At 52.3% G+C, this 18,203-nt stretch carries 12 protein-coding genes and 1 pseudogene; 11 read left to right on the plus strand and 2 right to left on the minus strand.

Annotated elements, in window-relative coordinates:
• Positions 1 to 12: 12 nt before the first annotated feature.
• The 9 genes from rfbA (at position 13) to ASD52_RS04740 (ending at position 13,079) form a co-directional block, all read left to right on the plus strand.
• Entirely contained in the window at positions 13 to 888 is an 876-nt protein-coding gene (rfbA, locus tag ASD52_RS04700; protein ID WP_057223227.1) for a glucose-1-phosphate thymidylyltransferase RfbA, read from the plus strand.
• Between the two features lie 87 nt (positions 889 to 975).
• Positions 976 to 2,175, plus strand: a complete 1,200-nt coding sequence (locus ASD52_RS04705) for a glycosyltransferase (RefSeq protein WP_057223228.1) — start codon at positions 976 to 978, stop codon at positions 2,173 to 2,175.
• Positions 2,175 to 3,146, plus strand: a complete 972-nt coding sequence (locus ASD52_RS04710) for a glycosyltransferase family 2 protein (RefSeq protein ID WP_063991801.1) — start codon at positions 2,175 to 2,177, stop codon at positions 3,144 to 3,146. Before ASD52_RS04705 ends, ASD52_RS04710 begins: the two co-directional genes overlap by 1 nt.
• A 275-nt stretch (positions 3,147 to 3,421) precedes the next feature.
• On the plus strand, positions 3,422 to 4,633 hold the full coding sequence (locus tag ASD52_RS04715) for a hypothetical protein (RefSeq protein ID WP_057223233.1): 1,212 nt from the start codon (positions 3,422 to 3,424) through the stop codon (positions 4,631 to 4,633).
• A 1-nt stretch (position 4,634) separates the two neighbouring features.
• Entirely contained in the window at positions 4,635 to 5,288 is a 654-nt protein-coding gene (locus ASD52_RS04720) for an ABC transporter ATP-binding protein (RefSeq protein ID WP_057223236.1), read from the plus strand.
• Between the two features lie 51 nt (positions 5,289 to 5,339).
• Positions 5,340 to 6,587: a hypothetical protein gene (locus tag ASD52_RS04725; RefSeq protein ID WP_057223240.1), complete on the plus strand. Its 1,248-nt coding sequence runs from the start codon at positions 5,340 to 5,342 to the stop codon at positions 6,585 to 6,587.
• A gap of 574 nt (positions 6,588 to 7,161) precedes the next feature.
• Complete coding sequence (locus tag ASD52_RS04730) at positions 7,162 to 8,211, plus strand: hypothetical protein (RefSeq protein WP_057223242.1); 1,050 nt, start codon at positions 7,162 to 7,164, stop codon at positions 8,209 to 8,211.
• A 69-nt stretch (positions 8,212 to 8,280) separates the two neighbouring features.
• The gene (locus tag ASD52_RS04735) at positions 8,281 to 8,931 is read left to right on the plus strand and encodes a class I SAM-dependent methyltransferase (RefSeq protein WP_082571716.1); all 651 of its coding nucleotides are present in this window, start codon (positions 8,281 to 8,283) and stop codon (positions 8,929 to 8,931) included.
• A 482-nt stretch (positions 8,932 to 9,413) separates the two neighbouring features.
• Positions 9,414 to 13,079, plus strand: coding sequence for a glycosyltransferase (locus ASD52_RS04740; protein ID WP_082571717.1), 3,666 nt, complete (start codon positions 9,414 to 9,416; stop codon positions 13,077 to 13,079).
• On the opposite strand, the pseudogene ASD52_RS36825 reads toward ASD52_RS04740, so the two are convergent.
• A pseudogene (locus ASD52_RS36825) lies at positions 13,042 to 13,221 on the minus strand (IS630 family transposase); the annotation flags it as partial. The gene ASD52_RS04740 and the pseudogene ASD52_RS36825 overlap by 38 nt on opposite strands.
• Positions 13,222 to 13,560: 339 nt before the next feature.
• On the opposite strand from ASD52_RS36825, the gene ASD52_RS04745 reads away from it, so the two are divergent.
• Both ASD52_RS04745 and ASD52_RS04750 read left to right on the plus strand, forming a co-directional pair.
• A complete protein-coding gene (locus tag ASD52_RS04745) occupies positions 13,561 to 14,358 on the plus strand; it encodes a class I SAM-dependent methyltransferase (RefSeq protein WP_057223249.1) in 798 nt (265 codons plus the stop codon).
• 325 nt (positions 14,359 to 14,683) lie between these two features.
• Positions 14,684 to 16,210, plus strand: a complete 1,527-nt coding sequence (locus ASD52_RS04750) for a methyltransferase domain-containing protein (protein ID WP_057223251.1) — start codon at positions 14,684 to 14,686, stop codon at positions 16,208 to 16,210.
• A 714-nt stretch (positions 16,211 to 16,924) separates the two neighbouring features.
• Here ASD52_RS04750 and ASD52_RS04755 read toward each other — a convergent pair.
• A protein-coding gene (locus ASD52_RS04755; protein ID WP_244497415.1) for an IS3 family transposase occupies positions 16,925 to 18,123 on the minus strand; the annotation gives its coding sequence in 2 pieces (ribosomal slippage) (positions 16,925 to 17,862 and positions 17,862 to 18,123; 1,200 coding nt in all).
• Between the last annotated feature and the right edge of the window lie 80 nt (positions 18,124 to 18,203).

Raw genomic sequence — 18,203 nt, forward strand, 5'->3', positions numbered from 1 at the left:
GACCTCGGACCTATGAAGGGTATCATTCTCGCCGGCGGTAGCGGCACCCGCCTCCATCCTATGACCCGCGTGATCTCCAAGCAACTAATGCCGGTCTATGACAAGCCGATGATCTACTATCCGCTGTCAACGCTGATGCTGGCTGGTATACGCGACATCCTGATCATTTCGACACCGATAGATATGCCGCTGTTCCAGCGCCTGCTTGATGACGGGTCGCAATGGGGCATCAATCTCAGTTACGCCGTGCAGCCTGAGCCGGGCGGTTTGGCGCAGGCCTACATAATTGGTGCGGACTTCGTCGACGACAACCCGTCCTGCTTGATCCTCGGTGACAACATCTTCTACGGTCACGGCATCACGGACACGTTCGAGCAAGCGGTAAGAAATCTCCGTGGGGCAACTGTTTTTGCCTATCACGTTGCCGATCCCGAGCGGTATGGCGTGGTCGAATTCAATGAGGCAAGGAAGGCAATTTCGATCGAAGAAAAGCCTTCCAAGCCGCGATCCAGTTATGCCGTTACCGGTCTCTACTTTTACGACAGTAACGTTGTTGAAATTGCGGCCAATCTCAAGCCATCTCCCCGCGGCGAACTAGAGATCACGGATGTTAACAAGGTCTATTTAGAGAGGAAGCTTCTCGACGTGCAAACCCTCGGTCGCGGCTACGCCTGGTTCGACACAGGCACACCCGACAGCCTCCTGGACGCAGCCGAGTTCGTCGCCACACTCGAGCGCCGACAGGACGTCAAAATCTGCTGTCCGGAAGAAATCGCCTTCCACAAAGGATTCATCGATCGAGTAGCCCTGACGAAGATTGCAGAGGCCTATGGCAACGGTGCTTACGGGCGGTATCTGAAGGAAAAGGTCCTGGCTGGCATATTCTAGTACGGTGCCACAGGTCGGTGTGGCGGTTTCCAGCATAATCTGTCTATTGACCCGCGAACCTAAAATTAGAAAGGGCGATCTGTGTCAATGCGTTCCCTAGCGCGCAAGGTTTGGAGTAAGCTGACGGCGAACGAGCAGAGAAAAACTCCTTTCGAACGCCGCATTGAGCATCTCAAGTCCTTTATCGACTACGCCCCTTCCGGGGGGCGGCCGCCAATCGAACGCATGGATCTAGCACGGCTACGTATTACCTGGGTCATTCCTGACTTTATACCGGGGGCGGGCGGTCACATGACCATCTTCCGCATCGCCAGTTATCTTGAGCGGTTTGGGCATGAGGTCCAGTTCCTCGTACAAAACCCAACGGTTCACAAAACCGAAGCGGATGTCCTCGAAACGATCAACGCGCATTTTCAACCGTTTCGGGGCAAGGTTCAGCTCTTCGAGCGCTCTGCGCCGGACGTTGACGGCGACGCACTGATCGCTACGGATCGTTTCACCTGTTATCCGGTAGAAGCGATGCAGGGCTTCATTCGGAAGTTCTATTTTGTGCAGGATTTTGAGCCGGCATTTTATCCGTCCGGTGCGGAGGCGCTGCTGACGGAAGCAACATACCATTTTGATTTCGACTGCTTATGTGCAGGTGACTGGCTGTGCAGGAAGATGTCAGAAGGCTTCGGAAGATGGTCCATGTCTTGGCCTCTAGCTTATGACGAGAATATCTATGCACCTGGCGCATCTGAGACTGCACGTCATCAGGCACGGATCGCGATTTACGCCCGCTACGTTACGCCCCGCCGCGCTGTCGAGCTGGCATTCATGGCGCTGGAGATACTCCATCGACGTGGGGTCCCTTTCGAAGTCGATTTCTTTGGCTGGCAGCTTGGCAAGATGAACGTGCCGTTCCCTTACCGGGACCGCGGTGTTTTGAGCGGTGTGGAACTTGCCGAACTCTATCGAGAGGCAGCAATTGGTGTTGTTTTCTCTGCCACGAACCATTCCCTGGTTAACAAAGAGATGATGGCCTGCGGTCTTCCGGTCGTCGATCTCGATCTCGACACGGTACGCTCGATCTTCCCTGAGGACGTGATGGCTTTCGCCAAACCAACGCCCGAAGGGATTGCCGACGCATTGGAAGGGCTCCTAAAGAAACCGCACGAACGTGAGCGTCTTCGCGAAAGGGGGCTGGGTTACGTGCAAGAACTCTCCTGGGAGAAATCCGCGCGCATGGTTGAGGCAGCTATCAGAGAGCGCGTCAAGCACGCCGCTGAACGGAGTGCTGCATAGTGGCCAGCTATCGTTGTGCGGTGGTCATCCCAACGAAAAACGCCATTCGCGTTTTGCCTAAGGTCATGGACAAGGTTCTGGCCCAGCGGGCGCCGTGGCCCTACGAGATCATAGCGATAGACTCCGGCTCCAGTGACGGGACTACCAAATATCTCCGCGGACTGACCGGCGTGCGATTGATCGAAATCGCTCCGCGCGATTTCGGTCACGGCAAGACTCGCAACCTCGGTGTTCAACTCGCTGACGCTGAATTCGTCGCGTTTCTTACTCACGACGCAGAGCCTGTCGATGAGAACTGGCTTGTAAATCTCGTCTCGTCGGCCGAACAGGATCCCGCGATCGCGGGCGTGTTTGGTCGCCACATTGCTTACGAAACTGCTTCACCCTTTACGAAAAACGATTTGGACAAGCATTTCGCGGGGTTCCTGGCTCATCCTCTGGTCGTCTCACGTGATCTCAATCCCGTCAGATACGCCACCGACGTGGGGTGGCGACAAATGCTCCATTACTATTCCGACAATAACTCTTTGTTGCGACGATCAGTTTGGGAGCACCTTCCTTATCCCGACGTCGAGTTTGCCGAAGATCAGATTTGGGCGAGAACCGTCATCGAGGCCGGCTATCGGAAAGCTTACGCTCCGAACGCCGTTGTCTACCACTCACACGATTACGGAATTGTCGAACAACTGCGACGCGCGTTCGATGAATCGCGGAACTTTACCAAATACTTTGGATACAAGCTATCGCCTGGCCCCGGCCGCGCCCTGTCGACCGCGGGTAAGTTTGTCGTTCGAGCCTTTCGGGAGCAACTGGATGAACGCTACGGCAGGGTAACACTGGCGCACCGTGTCGAAAGGGCGGGGCAGCGTGTTGCTCTCGTTGCAGGGCACTGCCTTGGAGCGAACCACCAAAGACTCCCCCTTGCCGTTTCCTCTCGCCTTTCATTGGATCAAAAACTGTTCGAGGCTTAACAAAAATACGCGTCTCGGCTATCAGAGGGCGTGCGGATGCTATCCCATCCAATAGATTTCGCGCGCGGCTGCTCGCTAGGCGGCCAACCATTGTTGCGCCATACCAACTGGCATATCGATTGGCGACAAAGGCGGAGAGCTTCCCCAGAATAGCGGTGAGACATTTTTGGGCAAATGTTTGGGGAGGCGTTGAAGATAAGGATGAGATATACCATCTGCGTGGACGCTTGGGCGTGGTTCGGGTTGTCACGATTAACGTGCGCTAAGGACAAAGAATGAGCCTTCAGATAGGTCATGATCCTGGAGATCGTCTCGGTGATTCCACTGACGGCGCCGAAGTTATTCGCCTGTCCGAAAAAGGTCTCGTATCCCGCCTATTCGGACTGCTCTTCACGAAAAAGAATTCTCTGTTTTTTTTCGTCGTGCTGCCCAGCGTGATTGCTGGTGTCTATTATGGGTTGATCGCCAGCGGCCAGTATGTTGCCGAGATGCGCATGATTGTCCGCACGATTGGTGTCAGCGAAAAGTTCGATACGTCGGAAACGCGAGAGGGGCGGTCGATGATCGGCGGCGACTCGCTGACGCAGGATTCCTACATCGTTGCGAACTATCTAAAATCTCCGGAAATCGTACGGAAGTTGGATTCTGACATTGGTCTGCGCCGCTATTTCTCCCGAGAGAATATCGACCCGCTGTCACGCCTATCTCCAGATGCCAGCTTCGAAGAGCTTTTCCGATACTGGGAACAGCATGTCGACACTTACGTCGATGGCCCCTCGGGGATTATTGTTTTCACTGTCCGGGCGTTTTCCCCTGAGGATTCCGTCCTTGTTGCGGACGCCGCCCTAGCTAACGCTGACGTCATGATCAACAAAATCTCGGATAAAGCGAAGGGTGACCTCGTCACCAGGGTCGAAGGTGATGTCAATTCCAGCCTGGCTGATTATCGCTCGGCACTCGACAACCTACGTGATTACCAGAACAAGACGGGCATCCTTGATCCCTTGTCGTCGGCCAAGATGCTGAGTGAAATCATTGGGAAGCTTACGGAGCAAAAGCTGCAGCTGCTAGTCAGCCTCAAGTCGCTGGAAGCGGCTAACGCAGGCAATACAGCTCGCGGCCGGGAACTCCGTCGCTCCATTCAAGCAATAGATGATCAAATTACTCTTCGCCAAAACAGTATGGCTGGCGCAGCCTCAGGTGCCAATACGCAGTTGTCGAGCAGCTTAACGGAATTTTCGCGCCTCGAAACGCGCAGGATCGTTACTCAGGCAATATATGAGTCCAACGTTCGGAACCTTGATACTGCGAAATCGACGGCACTCAAACGAACTACGTTTATGTCTATCTTTTCAAATTCTCACATTCCAGAAGAATCGGAGTATCCTAACCGGTTCTCCAACTGGATCATCCTGACGATAGGGCTCCTCACGCTTTGGATGACCGTGACACTTATCTGGATGTCCATTGAAGATCATCGGGTGTAGAATGATCACGCTAGATAACGTGACGAAATACTATAAAACAGCGGCCCACCGGCGTTACATCTTGCGAAATCAGTCAATGCACTTTTCTTCCGGAAAATCATATGGGCTCCTTGGAGTGAATGGCGCAGGGAAATCGACGACTATGCGTCTCATCGCCGGAGCGGAACTTCCCAATAGCGGGCGGGTCCGGCGTCAGGTGCGGGTCTCGTGGCCGCTGGGATTTGTAAATGGCCTGAACCCCATGCTGAGTGGGAAGGAAAACCTCAAGTTCGTGGCTCGCGCTTACGGAGAGGATTTCAACCGCGTTCTCCGTTTCGTTGCGGAATTCGCGGAAATCGGTAGTTACTTGAACGAACCCCTTAGGACATATTCTTCAGGGATGGGCGCACGATTTGCGTTCGGTCTTTCCATGGCAATCGAATTCGATTGCTATTTGGTAGACGAAATCACTGCTGTCGGCGATTCCAACTTCCAGCGGCGTTGTCGTGAAGCGTTTCGTGCGCGGCGTGAGAAGTCAGACGTCATTATTATCTCGCATGATATGGAGACGATAAAAGACTATTGCGATGTCGCCATAGTGCTGATTGATGGCCATATGGTACAATTCGATAACGTTGAAGATGGCATAGCCACCTATATGCGTCTCAACCGCTAGCAGCAGGGCCAGAAGAACTTGTCGGAAAACATAGTTAAGGACGACAGCCGTTTGATCGAGACGAAGCCGTTGACCTCGTTGGAGCGAAGTCAGAAGATGGCGGCTGCGCTGAGTTCCTATGCCCGTGCTTTGACCTTCGAAAACCGAAGCCGCCGCAATCTTTACCGTCTTGCTGGTTTGGCGCCCCGTACCCGAGATCGTGTTCTTTCGATACTTATGATATTTCTGATTGGCGTAACTCTTGTACTGCCGATGATCGGAAGCATTGGGTACTACGCGTTCTTGGCGAGCCCGGGATATGTGTCGCAGGTCCGCTTCATCGTGCGGTCGTCCACGCCGCTTCTGTCACGCGACAGATACTCCAGCGATACCGTCGAGCCGAAGGAAAAGATTGTTCAGGATACCGCGGTCCTGCTCAACTACCTGGAAAGCCCTGCAATTATCCAGGACATGGAGAAGTACGTAGATCTACATCGTTTGTTCGGCGGATCGGGAATCGATTTCTTGTCTCGTCTGCCAGCGGACGCGACGCAGCGCGATATTTTAAAGTACTGGGAGAAGCATGCCTATACTTACGTTAACCCTAAAAGTGGCATCGTCGAACTTGAGATTACAGCTTATTCCCCCCAGGACGCCCATGACCTCGTGCAACTCGTTCTGCGCCTTTCCGAGGACCGGGTGAACAAGCTGAGCTCCGAAATGTGGGATGATCTGCGTGTATCAACCCAGCGGGAGGTTGACCGAGCCACTGTGGAAGTTGCAGACCTGAGAGGTATGCTTCGGGACACACAAAATCAGACGGGTGTGTTCGACGTCAATCTTTCAGCGCAGCGGATTGTTTCTGTCCTTACTACGGTGGAGTCGAGTATCGCAGAGTTAAAGAGCCGGAGACAGGCCCTTGGTGAGACGGTCGCCAGCGACACACCGCAAATTGCCGATCTGGATAGGCGCATTGCGGCGGCGGAGGACCAGGCAAAAAGTTTGAGAGCTCAAGCGGCTGGCACCACAGAACAGGGCGGTACAAACCTTGCCGGATATTCGACCCTATTCGACAAGTTGAAGCTCGATCTGTCATTGGCAGAAGCCAGGCTTAAGGCAGCGCTCAAGGACTTCGAAAAGGTCAAGTTGGTCAGTTCGCTCCAACTGGTCTATGTCGACAATTTCATCGAGCCGACACTCCCAGATAGCAATGAGTATCCGAATATTGGCCTATCGCTCTTCCTCAGTCTGCTCGCGTGCCTGGCGGCCTGCGGTATTGCCTGCGGGGGCGTGATGATGGTTCGTCAAAAGCTGGACTGAGTGAAGAAGTACCATTTACACCTTAGGCAACTCGAGGTGCATCTGCCTCTTTTCGGCCTTGGCTCACCCCAGGGCGGGTCAATGACACTGCTGAAATTTCCAATCCAGAGGCTCCAGCTGCACCACTTGATGATCCCTCATTCGGCGATACATTGGATCTGGAAAACGCTTTAAGGTCGATTCCAGCGGTAGCAAATTTGGATATCGTTGCCCCACTGTTCAAGACAAGAATATCCCAGAATAATGCCACAATTCGACGTCCGAGCCCGCACCGTAGATCGAGAACATCATACGCGAGGCAAGTGTCGGGAAGTGCTGTCTCGCCAACGCAGCTGCCTTACACTCGCCAAGATATTCCCGGCTGCGTCGCGTTGTTCTTGGATCTGATACAAGAGCCGGTCGAGTGCGGAACACTGCCGCCGGTCGAGTTTGGGTGACTGAAAAAAAACTGACTTCAGAGTGTCTACGAAACGGAGCAGTTCGCTGACTTATACGTGAGCGCGCTTGTGTCCGGTCTAGCACTTCAGATATAAACTCAAGACATCTCTCTCCAGGAAAGCCCAAGCGCACACTTATGAACTTCGCCGTTTATCAAGACACAGGGTCGGAAATTCATGGCTATATAGTCCCGGACGGCTTTTCGACGAAAGCTAGAGTCGCTGTTAGAATCAACGGAAACGCCGCTATCGAGATCGATTGTTGGATCTATGTTGATGGAGCCTTCCGACAGGGGCTGCACGAAACGGGCAACGTCGCCTTCATCCTCGACGAAGGTAACGTTCCTGGCATTAGTTCATCTGATGAAATTGAACTGCTGGATCCCGCAAGCCTTTTGGTTTTCTATCGACGTGCTTCGCCAGGCCAGTATATCCCTAAGAAGGTCTTCCGCCTCGAAACAGCCTATATGCCCCATAGCGAAATTGACCTCAGTCTGAAGCCGTTTTTTCAGTTCTTCGAATATCGCGCGGAACATTGGGGGCACGAAACCGTAAGGCAAATGTTGGAGATCATCCATCAGCCATCGGTTTACGTGTCTGGCCGCATTCTCCTGAAAAACTATATGACTTACCTTGAATACAACACCGAAATAACAATGGTTGCCTTGCGCGATCCGTTCTACGAGCTTGCAATGCGCTTAATAATCTTTAGCCGCTATAACAAGCATAAGTTTGGTTTTGTAGCGCCGAGAGACATAACGCTTTTCAAGCCTATTATGGATCACTTTGACGGGCTTAATATGCAAGACGAAGCTGCCGTTCGCAGAGCGATCCGTCATGCTTCGAAAGACACGATCTCCTTACTATCGTCGCCGTTCACACAGCAACTGGTAGCTGGAAGCCCGAATGAGCCCGCGCCGTTGGATGCGGTGACCCGAGCCCTTGATGCTTTGTCGCGATTCACGTTGTTTGATGCGGGCAGCGATGACACCAGTTACGCGAAAAGCATAGCTGAGTTGCTCGGTCTCCCAAGCGAGGCGGTCAGAATGAAAGCGCAGTTGGAAGCGGTGCACCGGGTTGCCGACGTCCTCAGGGAGATTGCAACAGCAGAGCACTTATTGGAAGCAGACCTGATCTTATACCATTTCATCCAAAAGGCGGAAACGCGGGTGGGTAGGCAAAGTTGATATCCTTTCGTATTGCGTGACTCCCGATCTGCAATTACGCTTATAACCGAACATGATTGAGTTTCTGAAATGCTCTCAAACCGCAAAAAAAAACTAGTAAGAGAAAATAGCCTCTTATGGGGCGAAGATGTCGCAGAGTCGTATCATGCAGCCGCTGCCAGTCATATGGATGTCCAGCGAAACTATTTCATAGAGCCAATCCTTGCAAGGCATCCGGTAGAATACACTAAAGTTGTCGACTTCGCCTGCGGATATGGCAGAAATACTGATTTCCTCCTGGATCACAGTGAAGAGATCGTAATGGTTGATGTTAATGAGCATAATCTATATTATTGTCGGAAGAAGTATGCTGAGGATCAGCGCGTAAGTGTGATTGGCTGCAATGGCTACGATCTGCGAGCTATTTCCGATGCGTCGATTACATTTTTGTACACCTTCGACAGCGTGGTCCATTTCCCCCCTAAAATCGTTAAGGCGTATATGCCTGAATTTTCAAGAGTGCTTACTCCTGGTGGGTATGCTTTCATTCACCATTCGAACTACACTGCGGCCGGGGAGGATGCGGACTTTAGAGGCAATCCGCATTGGAGAAACTATATGTCCGATACGTTGTTTGCAAAAATGGCTAGATCAGCAGGACTTGAGGTTGTTGAGCAGACCATATGCGAATGGGGGGAGTATGCCGACATAGACTGTATCTCGCTTCTCAAAAAGCGATAATATCGATACTTTGATATGGCGGAGACGAACGTCTGAGGAAAAATCCGGATCAGAAATTGTTGCTAAGTTCCTGTAAAATTATCCGTCCGCAGCAGCAAACTTTGAATCGCATTCGGCTGGCTCCGTTGCGTGCCGGCGCGCGCGTTGTTTAGTCGCGAAAGCAACGCATTGGTGGCGACCGATGAATCCTCAACCTGCGCAGCGGCTAGGCTATGGTGCAAGTTTGCAAATGTGAATCGATTGAAATTAAAGCTTCCTATTCCACGCCCACCTTCGTTCGATACAGTTTTGGCCTTGAGGGCGGGCTATCCGCTCTGATACCAAGTCACACAAAGACGGGAGCATTTATGCTCGCGTTCTGCGTGTGCAAGGCGGTGTTATGACTCCTTGGCTGCGGGAGGCGAGGGCTGACGCGGGCGCCCCGCAAGGGAGTAGTCCAAAGGCCGTGAATTCATGATTTTGGGCAAGTGCAAGGACCTATTATGAAACTAAAAATCAACCAAATTTTACCGATACTGCAGTCTCTTCCCGCAATTGCTCGTGATGCAAACAGTGTGGACTTGAAATTTTATCGCATATACTACGAGGACTTGCGTGGGTTTGATTCCGGAAAGCTGCTTTCACACTATTTGAAACACGGAAAGGCAGAGGGGCGGCATCCGAACTTTACATCTCTTCTCAAGAACCTTGAAGGTAGATACGGACCTTTGCCCGCGAATTTCAATGCCGTGTCATATCGTGCTCTAAATCCGGATTTGAATCGCATATTTCCTGACGACTCTCAGTTGATTGGCCACTATCTAATGCATGGTCGACAAGAGGGTCGAAAATATACATCTGCTAATATCCCTACGGGCGGAAGAAAGGTCCATGCATGGGAAAATATCTTCGAAATGTCTCATTTCATGGCCTGGAATTCAGACTGGTTGCCTAAGGCTCCTCTTACAAGAGAAGACGCGATTAGTGCTTTTATTGCAGAGGGTATAGGTCGTCTAAGTCCCATCAATTTCGGATTTGTGTTCGATGCAAGCTTTTATCGCATGCGATATAAGTTACCGGCAATGAGCGACGTAGAGCTTTACCGGGATTGGCTTTTTCAAGGTTTGGAAAAAGGTCGGGCGCCGAATGAGGAGCGGGCAATCTACGCCATGCTTGGTGGCCAGCCTTACCCACAGTCCTACGATTGGCGCCGCTACGCTGCTGAGCGATGCAAGAATGCTAACCTCGATCGCGTTGATACACTGCAGGCTCTTTTTGACGCCAAACTTGATAAGAACGGTATCAAAACATACTTTGACGGTGTGTTTCCGGAGGTGCTTTTTGCGATCGGTAACTACAAGTTGATTAGGGGCCTTTATAATGAGGCACGAGATGCATTTGCTTTAGCTCGCGAACAAGGTTCCGATTCTTCAGCTACTCTGCACTTGTTGGGTGATGCCTATGCTGGTCTGAACAAGAAACAAGAAGCTATTGAGACTTTTGTCAGGGCATCAGAACTGCCTGGCAGCTCAATCTGGTCGTTAACGCATGCTGCGAGCCTCTATATTGACAATTGTGAACATGAAAAGGCATTCGAGCTTTTGGCTCTTAACCGTGGAAAATGGGCAGGAAATCCACGCTATTTAGATGCAGTCGTAAATGCTATTGATCACTATTTTGACTTCAAGACTGCGCAGGCGCGGAAGATTTATCAGGAAGTCGTTCGCACCAATTCTGTCGATAAGCGCCGCGAGGCTGACGGACTCCTGATGAATGCAATGTCAAAGATTGCCGAACTGGCAAAGTGGGCCTTTGGACTACATGAGACAAATCAGAAAGTGGGCGGGAAACACGTAGCGGTCCTTGCGAACAGAGATCTTAGGCAGTGCACTCACTACCGCGTGGAGCAGAAGGTTAGACAGTTTGAGGATGCGGGCGTGGCTGTAAAGGTCACTCCACACAATGATCCGGAAGAGTTTATACAATCATTGGTCGGCGCTCGGGGAGCTATATTTTATAGAGTGCCAGCTGTTCCAAAGATCATAAAGTCTATACTAGTAGCCAAGTCGCTTGGTTTGGACACTTATTACGAAATTGATGACTTAATATTTGACTCGGATAACTACCCTGAACCATTTGAGAGCTTCGCCGGCCAGATCACTCAGGATGATTATGTGGGATTGATGTATGGAGCGGTTCTAACGCGATTTGCGATGTCGATGTGCGATTACGCAATCGCGTCCACCCTTTCCTTAAAAAAGGAAATGGAGAAGTATGTCGTTTCCGGCAAAGGAATTTTGCATAGAAATGGCCTAGATCAACGGAACGATTGGCTTATATCGATCGGCTCTAAAGAACGGCCCGATAACAAAGAAATTAGAATATTCTACGGATCGGGCACGAAGGCTCATAATTCAGATTTTAACGAGCTAGTTGGCCCGGCGCTAGTACGCCTAATGCAGTCTAATAACGCTGTCCGTTTGGTGGTGGCCGGGCATCTGTCGTTAGATGACAGCTTTGCAGGTCTAGCCGATCGCATCGATCGATACGAGTTCCTTGAAAATGTTGATAAATACTGGTCAATTTTGTCATCATGCGACATAAATATAGCAGTACTGAAGCCCAGCATTTTCAACGACTGCAAGAGTGAGATCAAGTGGCTTGAGGCCGCTCTGCTCCAGATACCGTCCGTGGTTAGCGGTACGGTCACTTACCGCGAAATTATTGATGTTGGACGAAGCGGCCTAATAGCCGACACTCCTGATCAATGGTTTGACCGGCTGTCTGAGTTGGTTTGTGATCGATCTTTGCGCGCCGCTATCGGTCTGCATGCCCGCGATGCAGCTCTCACGAATTATTCATTAAGTGCCTTATCTCAAAGGCTCAGGGATGAGTTTGCCGTCCAAACGGTTGCGGAAAGAAGGCGGCCCCATATCCTCGTCGCTAACGTATTCTTTGCGCCTCAGACAATCGGAGGGGCAACTCGCGTTGTCGAGGATAATGTAAAATATATATCGGAAAAGTACGGAAAAGAATTTGAGATTACGATTCTAGCGTCAGATGAAGGAGCGCAGCCTGCAGGCCGAGTCCGTTTCGAGACCGTCGATGGGCTTCGTGTTATTCGCGTGTCTACGCCGCTGGAACTAAATATGGACTTGAGGGCCTTCAGCGAGCTGAACGAAGAAATATTCCGTCAGATCGTAGAATACGTCGAACCGGACGCTATTCATTTCCATTGTATCCAACGGCTCACCGCTTCCATCGCCAAGGTGGCGGTTGATAAGCGTATTCCGTACGCCATAACTATACATGACGGATGGTGGATTTCTAATGATCAATTCCTGGTGGATGGAGACGGAATATTAAGGCTGCCGACGACTGATATTCTCGCTGATAGCGCCCACTTCACGGAACCTACATCGTATCTTGAACGCCGCCAAAAGCTAGCGGCCATTATGCGCCACGCCTATGTCAGGCTGAGCGTCTCTAAATCATTCGCGGAAATTTATAAGGCGGCAGGCGTAGAAGGTGTGGACGTAAATGAAAACGGCGTGTCGGCGATGTCCCACGCGGCCCGACCGAATAGGTCAGATGGGCGGGTTGCGCTTGGGCATATAGGCGGTCGCGCGGCGCATAAGGGCGCGTTTCTCCTGGAAGCTGTGCTGCGCCGTTTTCCATTCGAAAATCTGCATTTGACGATGATAGATGGCAGTTTGGCATACGGCCAGTCGGTTGAGACGGTGTGGGGAACTACTCCGGTAGTTTTGAAAGGCGCCTACCCGCAAGAGTGTGTGGGGGATCTCTACAGTGAGCTAGACGTGGTCGTTGCTCCCTCGACGTGGCCGGAGAGTTATGGACTTGTCTCCCGAGAGGCGATATCTCTCGGAAGATGGGTAGTCTCTTCAAACCTCGGGGCCATGGCGGACCCAGTACAAACAGAAAAAAATGGCTTTATAGTTGATACCAGCAGCTTGGATGATCTGAGGAGGGTACTTGCTCAGATAGACAAAGATCCGGCTAGATTTCGCGCGCAATCAGATAGCAGTATTCGGTTATTCAGATCAAGCGACGAGCAAGCTGAGGCTATGGTGGGGATTTATAGAGAGATGACACAGCACGCCGCTGATGTTTCTAATGATCTGATGCCAACATTTGGTGCCCACGCGTGACGGCTGCGATGAATTCGTCAGGGTCTGCTTTCCAGATGATCGGCTTGGGTTCCTCGTTGTGCTCTTTGATATAGCGGTTGATGGCGGCCTGAAGATCAACGGCGGAATGAAAAACACCGTTCTTCGGCCGTAACCGGCCGATTGTTTCCGCGGAGATTTGGCTTTGATGAGTTATCAAGAATTGATTGCAATCGCTTCGATCGTGCCCGCAATTGAAGTCATAGTTGCGGGCATGCTAGCGAGGGCTTGAGTAGCAATAGGGATTGTGGATGCTTGAATGTTTTGTTTCGTTGTCCCGGCATAAAAGCTATGTCGCGAGGATCACGGACGGCGCGCCTTGTGAGTTATTGTTATCAATGGATGAGGGGCCATGCAGAGAGCAGAAACCTCTGGAACGGAGAAGTTGGTTCGATACGTAAAGGTGGGTCGGCGTACATAGATCTCACAGAATCCTTGAATCTTTCTCTTGCAGTAGGCACCCATGTCCAGAAATGAAGTTTCGGCGCAGAAAATTCTAGAGGCGACAATTGCCGCAATTCTCGAGAGTGGCGACAGCCTTGTTATCGACGGCTCGTACTGGGCGGAGATCGGTGACCTTGTTTCTCATGATAGTCTAGAAGCCAGAAGCCCGGAGAACTTAGCTTTCGATTACGCAGGCCTTGGCAAACGTGTTCTTGACTTTGGCTGCGGAACTGCGGGCTTTCGCCCCTTCCTAGAAGGTCTGGGCTATGATTGGACCGGCGTGAATTATCGAGAAGGTATGGCTGACAACGCCGCCGCAACCGCTGAGACATTGAACGATCACAAGATGTTCTTCTACGGCGGAACTATCTTGCCATTCCCTGACGCTTCGTTCGACGTAGTTTTCTCATTTCAAGTTTTTGAGCACATCCAAGACATCAGAATCACATTCGCCGAGATAGCTCGCGTTCTTAAGCCAGGCGGCCGTCTAATTGGCGCGGTGAGCTACATGGAGCAGATCCATGATTACAGCACTTTTAACTTCACGCCTTACGGCTTGAAACTTGCATCGCGAGATGCCGGACTTATGCTTGAGAAGGTTTACCCACGATCGGATGCATTCAGCTTCCTGCTCCGTCGTCTGCTCGTCGTCACAAGTGCTTCAGATGAAAACTCTCTTACCCATCATATAAATGCGAACAATAGCATACACGACATGATGGCGGACTATGCGCTCAAGCGCGCAGACATCAAGTCAGCAAATTTGTTTCGATTGATGTTCTGTACGCACTTTGCGTTTGATGTTCTGAGACCATGATTACAATGGGCCGGCTGCAGTGACTACAGCGCATATCATTGAGACAAAGCGGGTCCAGCCGAAGGTGTCCGAGCCGCCATCATTCCCTAATCATCACCGCGAAACGATATTGATCCGCAAGCTTGGCCGGAAGTGCCGGTGAGCATTCGGCGAGGCCCGCAGGTTCAGGCTTTTTTTTGCAGAAACGACGGCGCCACGTTGCGGCTAGCTGCAGATCCCGAAGATTTGCCGGACGCGGTTCGGTCCACTTTAAGAAGAGACACGAGTTCGCACTTCACCGAGGACTACTGGGGTGATAGAGCTCCCGACAACGGAAGGATGCCAAATGAGCTTGCTCAGATCATTGACTGGAAAGCTGCGGGATACCGGGAGCGGTGGTGGGTCGATCGCTACTGTCTCACAATCGCTCCGTGATGACGGATGTCGGGACGAGATTGAATTCTGGCGCGAGTTTTGCCAGAGCGAGAGGTTCGTTGAGAATTTCTGCACGCGCGAGCCGAACCCTGAGATTGATCAGGATGTGGAGCTGTTTATCAAAGGATACGCTGTTGTACAGAATGGGCACGGCAAAGTACCTAAGGTGCTCGACATCGGATCGGGTCCCGTTAGCATGCTGTCGCGTAGCTTCGTGGGAGAGCAGGTCGAGTTGCACGCAGCGGACCCACTAGCGGACGACTATCTCCAGTTATGGGATTCGAGCAAGTATACGGGCCTCGTTCTGCCGGCCGCGTGCCCGGTAGAGGAACTCAGCCAGAAGTTCGGTATTGAGGAATTTGACATCACGCACATCCGGAACGCGCTTGATCACGTTGCCAATCCTCTCGTCGGATTGGATGAGATGTTGAAGGTGACCAAGCCTGGAGGCTTCCTGATCGTCCACGGCTTCGCCAACGAGGCGGTTGCAGAGAAGTGGCAGGGCTTCCATCAGTGGAACCTCTGCTGGGCCGAAGGCAACGACTTTACCATCAGCGGGAGAGGCGGTGTGACCCATAGCCTCGCGAAGTTCTTCGGCCAGCGCGCAAGGATTATGCGGCCCTGGATGCGCTTCCCGAAGGATACTAAACCGTGGTGTGGCTTCATCGCGCAGAAGGCTGCGGCTGGCCCGAAGCGAGCGAGTCTCCGACAAGAAGTTCAAACAGGGGATGAGAGGCCAACCAATGTGGCTACGCTATTAGCGAACGAGTTTGGCTCTGACAAGGGTGATTTGCATCATGGACGACACCACTATACACGGGTTTATTCGGAATACTTCGAACCGATAAGATACCGATCGCTCCGCGTTTTGGAGCTTGGGCTCCTGCACATCAGTGATCCGGGTTGGGATGACCCATCGAGGCGGGACCAAGGTGGAACCATCGGACGCCGCGCTCCGTCGATGGAAATGTGGGCTAGGTATTTCCCCAACTCTGAGATTGTTGGATTCGACATCAATGAGTTTCAAGATCTCAAGATTGAGCGTTGTACAATACTCCGCGGTGATATGAGCAATCGTCGCGAACTTGGCCGTGTCTTAGACTTTGGTCCGTTCGACATCATTATCGATGACGCGAGCCATGCGTCTCACCACCAACAAATCGCCCTAGGCTTTTTGTTCCCACACCTTGCTCTCGGTGGGACATACTGGATCGAAGATTTGAATGATCAGCCGCCGGCTCTCGAAATTCCTGGGATTGCCAAGACAAAAGCGCTGCTGACCCAGCTCGAGATTACAGGCAAATTTCCTTCTGACTGGCTCTCGCCAGACGAAATTTCGGCACTGGAATCGTCGATCTCCACTATCGAATTTTACGACAGTATGCAAAGCGGCGCTCGCCACTATCGCGATAACCTTGCGGTGCTCACCAAAAAATAGTCTCATCACGAAAGATCTGTTCGGGCAGAAGTGAGCTTGCTGATTCTTTCAGAGCAGCTTGGCTACCGCTGCGGTAAGCTGAGACCGTTCAGGCAGTGTAATTCCACGGCATGAGCGCGTCGATTTCGCTGCTGTGACCTGCACACCAACGCCGCCGCCGTTCCTGACCAAGAATTTCGACACGCATCCCATACCCTCGCCTAAGACACGTCGCAAACGACGTGAGCGTCCGGTGAGCCGATTTTGGCGGAAGGCTCGGGTGGTGCAAGTTACGTCACAAATGAATCATCTGTGACGTAACTAGGTATGAATGGCCAAAGTTGAGATCCTAACTGGTGCCGAGCGACAGCGTCGGTGGTCCACAGAGCTGAAGCTTTCGATATTGCAGGAAGCTTTCGGTGTCGACGGCAGCGTTTCGGTTGTAGCGCGGCGCCATGATATTCTTCCCCAGCAGATATACGCCTGGCGAAAGAAGTTCTCGCCGCCCAAGTTGGAAGCTTCAAAGACAGCATCGTTTATCCCGGTTTCGGTTATCGGGCCGTTGGAATGCCCCGCCGATGGTTCCAAGGTAAGCGGGTAGGCCATCCCACGTAGCGCGGTATCGAAAGATCGCTCATTTTCGGCATGAATCATGCGGAGAAACCTCACATGGGAACTGACCTGAGACCCATCTTCCCTCCATTTTTCAGGAGAGTCGTTGGTTTCAATCTGACTTCAAGCGGCCTGTTTTTCCATAGCCATTTTCATTGCGAATTCGCTGGGTGTGATATTTCCGAGCGATGAGTGTGGTCTGTTTCGGTTGTAGTCCTCCTTCCACGCTGTGATGTCCGTCCGCGCCTGTGTCAGCGATGAGAAGAGGGTTTCGTTGAGGCATTCGTCGCGGAAGCTGCCATTGAAGCTTTCAACGAAACCGTTCTGCATCGGCTTGCCAGGTGCGATGTAATGCCATTCGACGTGTGTGCCCTGGCACCACTTGAGAACGGCCATGCTGGTCATTTCCGTGCCATTGTCAGAGACAATGGTCCTTGGCTTTCCGCGCCGTGCGATGATCGTATCCAACTCCCGAGCAAGCCGCAGCCCTGAGAGTGACGTGTCGGCGACTAGCGCCAAGCACTCACGGGTGAAGTGCTTTCCGCGCCGTGCGATGATCGTATCCAACTCCCGAGCAAGCCGCAGCCCTGAGAGTGACGTGTCGGCGACTAGCGCCAAGCACTCACGGGTGAAGTCGTCGACAACGGCCAGGACGCGGAAGCGGCGACCATCGGTGAAGGCGTCGCTAACGAAGTCCAGGCTCCAGCGCTCATTGGGACGCGATGGCAATSCCAACGGCCGCCTGGTTCCCAGGGCACGCTTGCGCCCGCCGCGTTTGCGGACGGTCAGCTTCTCTTCCCGATAGAGCCGCCTGAGCTTCTTCAGGTTCATGACGATACCCTGCCGATCCAACATCACGTGGATGCGCCGATAGCCGAAACGGCGGCGCTCTGACGCTACCTTCTTCATGGCATCCCGGATATGGGCGTCATCAGGCCGAATACTGCGATATCGCATGCTCGACCGGTCAATGGACAAAACCTCGCACGCCCGACGCTGGCTCACACCATGCTCCTTGCAGACATGAGCCACCGCATCTCGCTTCACATCGGGCGTCACCATTTTTTTGATGCGACGTCCTTCAGGATCGCGTTGTCCAGCATTGCTTCGGCGAGCAGTTTCTTCAGCTTGGCATTCTCATCTTCCAAAGCCTTTAGCTTCCTGGCGTCGGAAACATCCATGCCGCCATACTTCGCCTTGTATTTGTAAAAGGTTGCCTCCGATATCCCATGCCTGCGGCAGACATCGGCCGTCTTCTGGCCACTCTCCTGCTCGTTCAGTATCCCGATGATCTGCTGTTCCGTGAACCGTGCACGCTTCATTCCGTCCGTCTCCTCAATGTGACGGACTCTACCAAAATTTGGAGGAAGTTCAGGGTCTCAGGTCAACAGCCGTCGGTAGC

It is taken from the genome of Ensifer sp. Root142 (assembly GCF_001426785.1).
Taxonomy (GTDB): domain Bacteria; phylum Pseudomonadota; class Alphaproteobacteria; order Rhizobiales; family Rhizobiaceae; genus Ensifer; species Ensifer canadensis.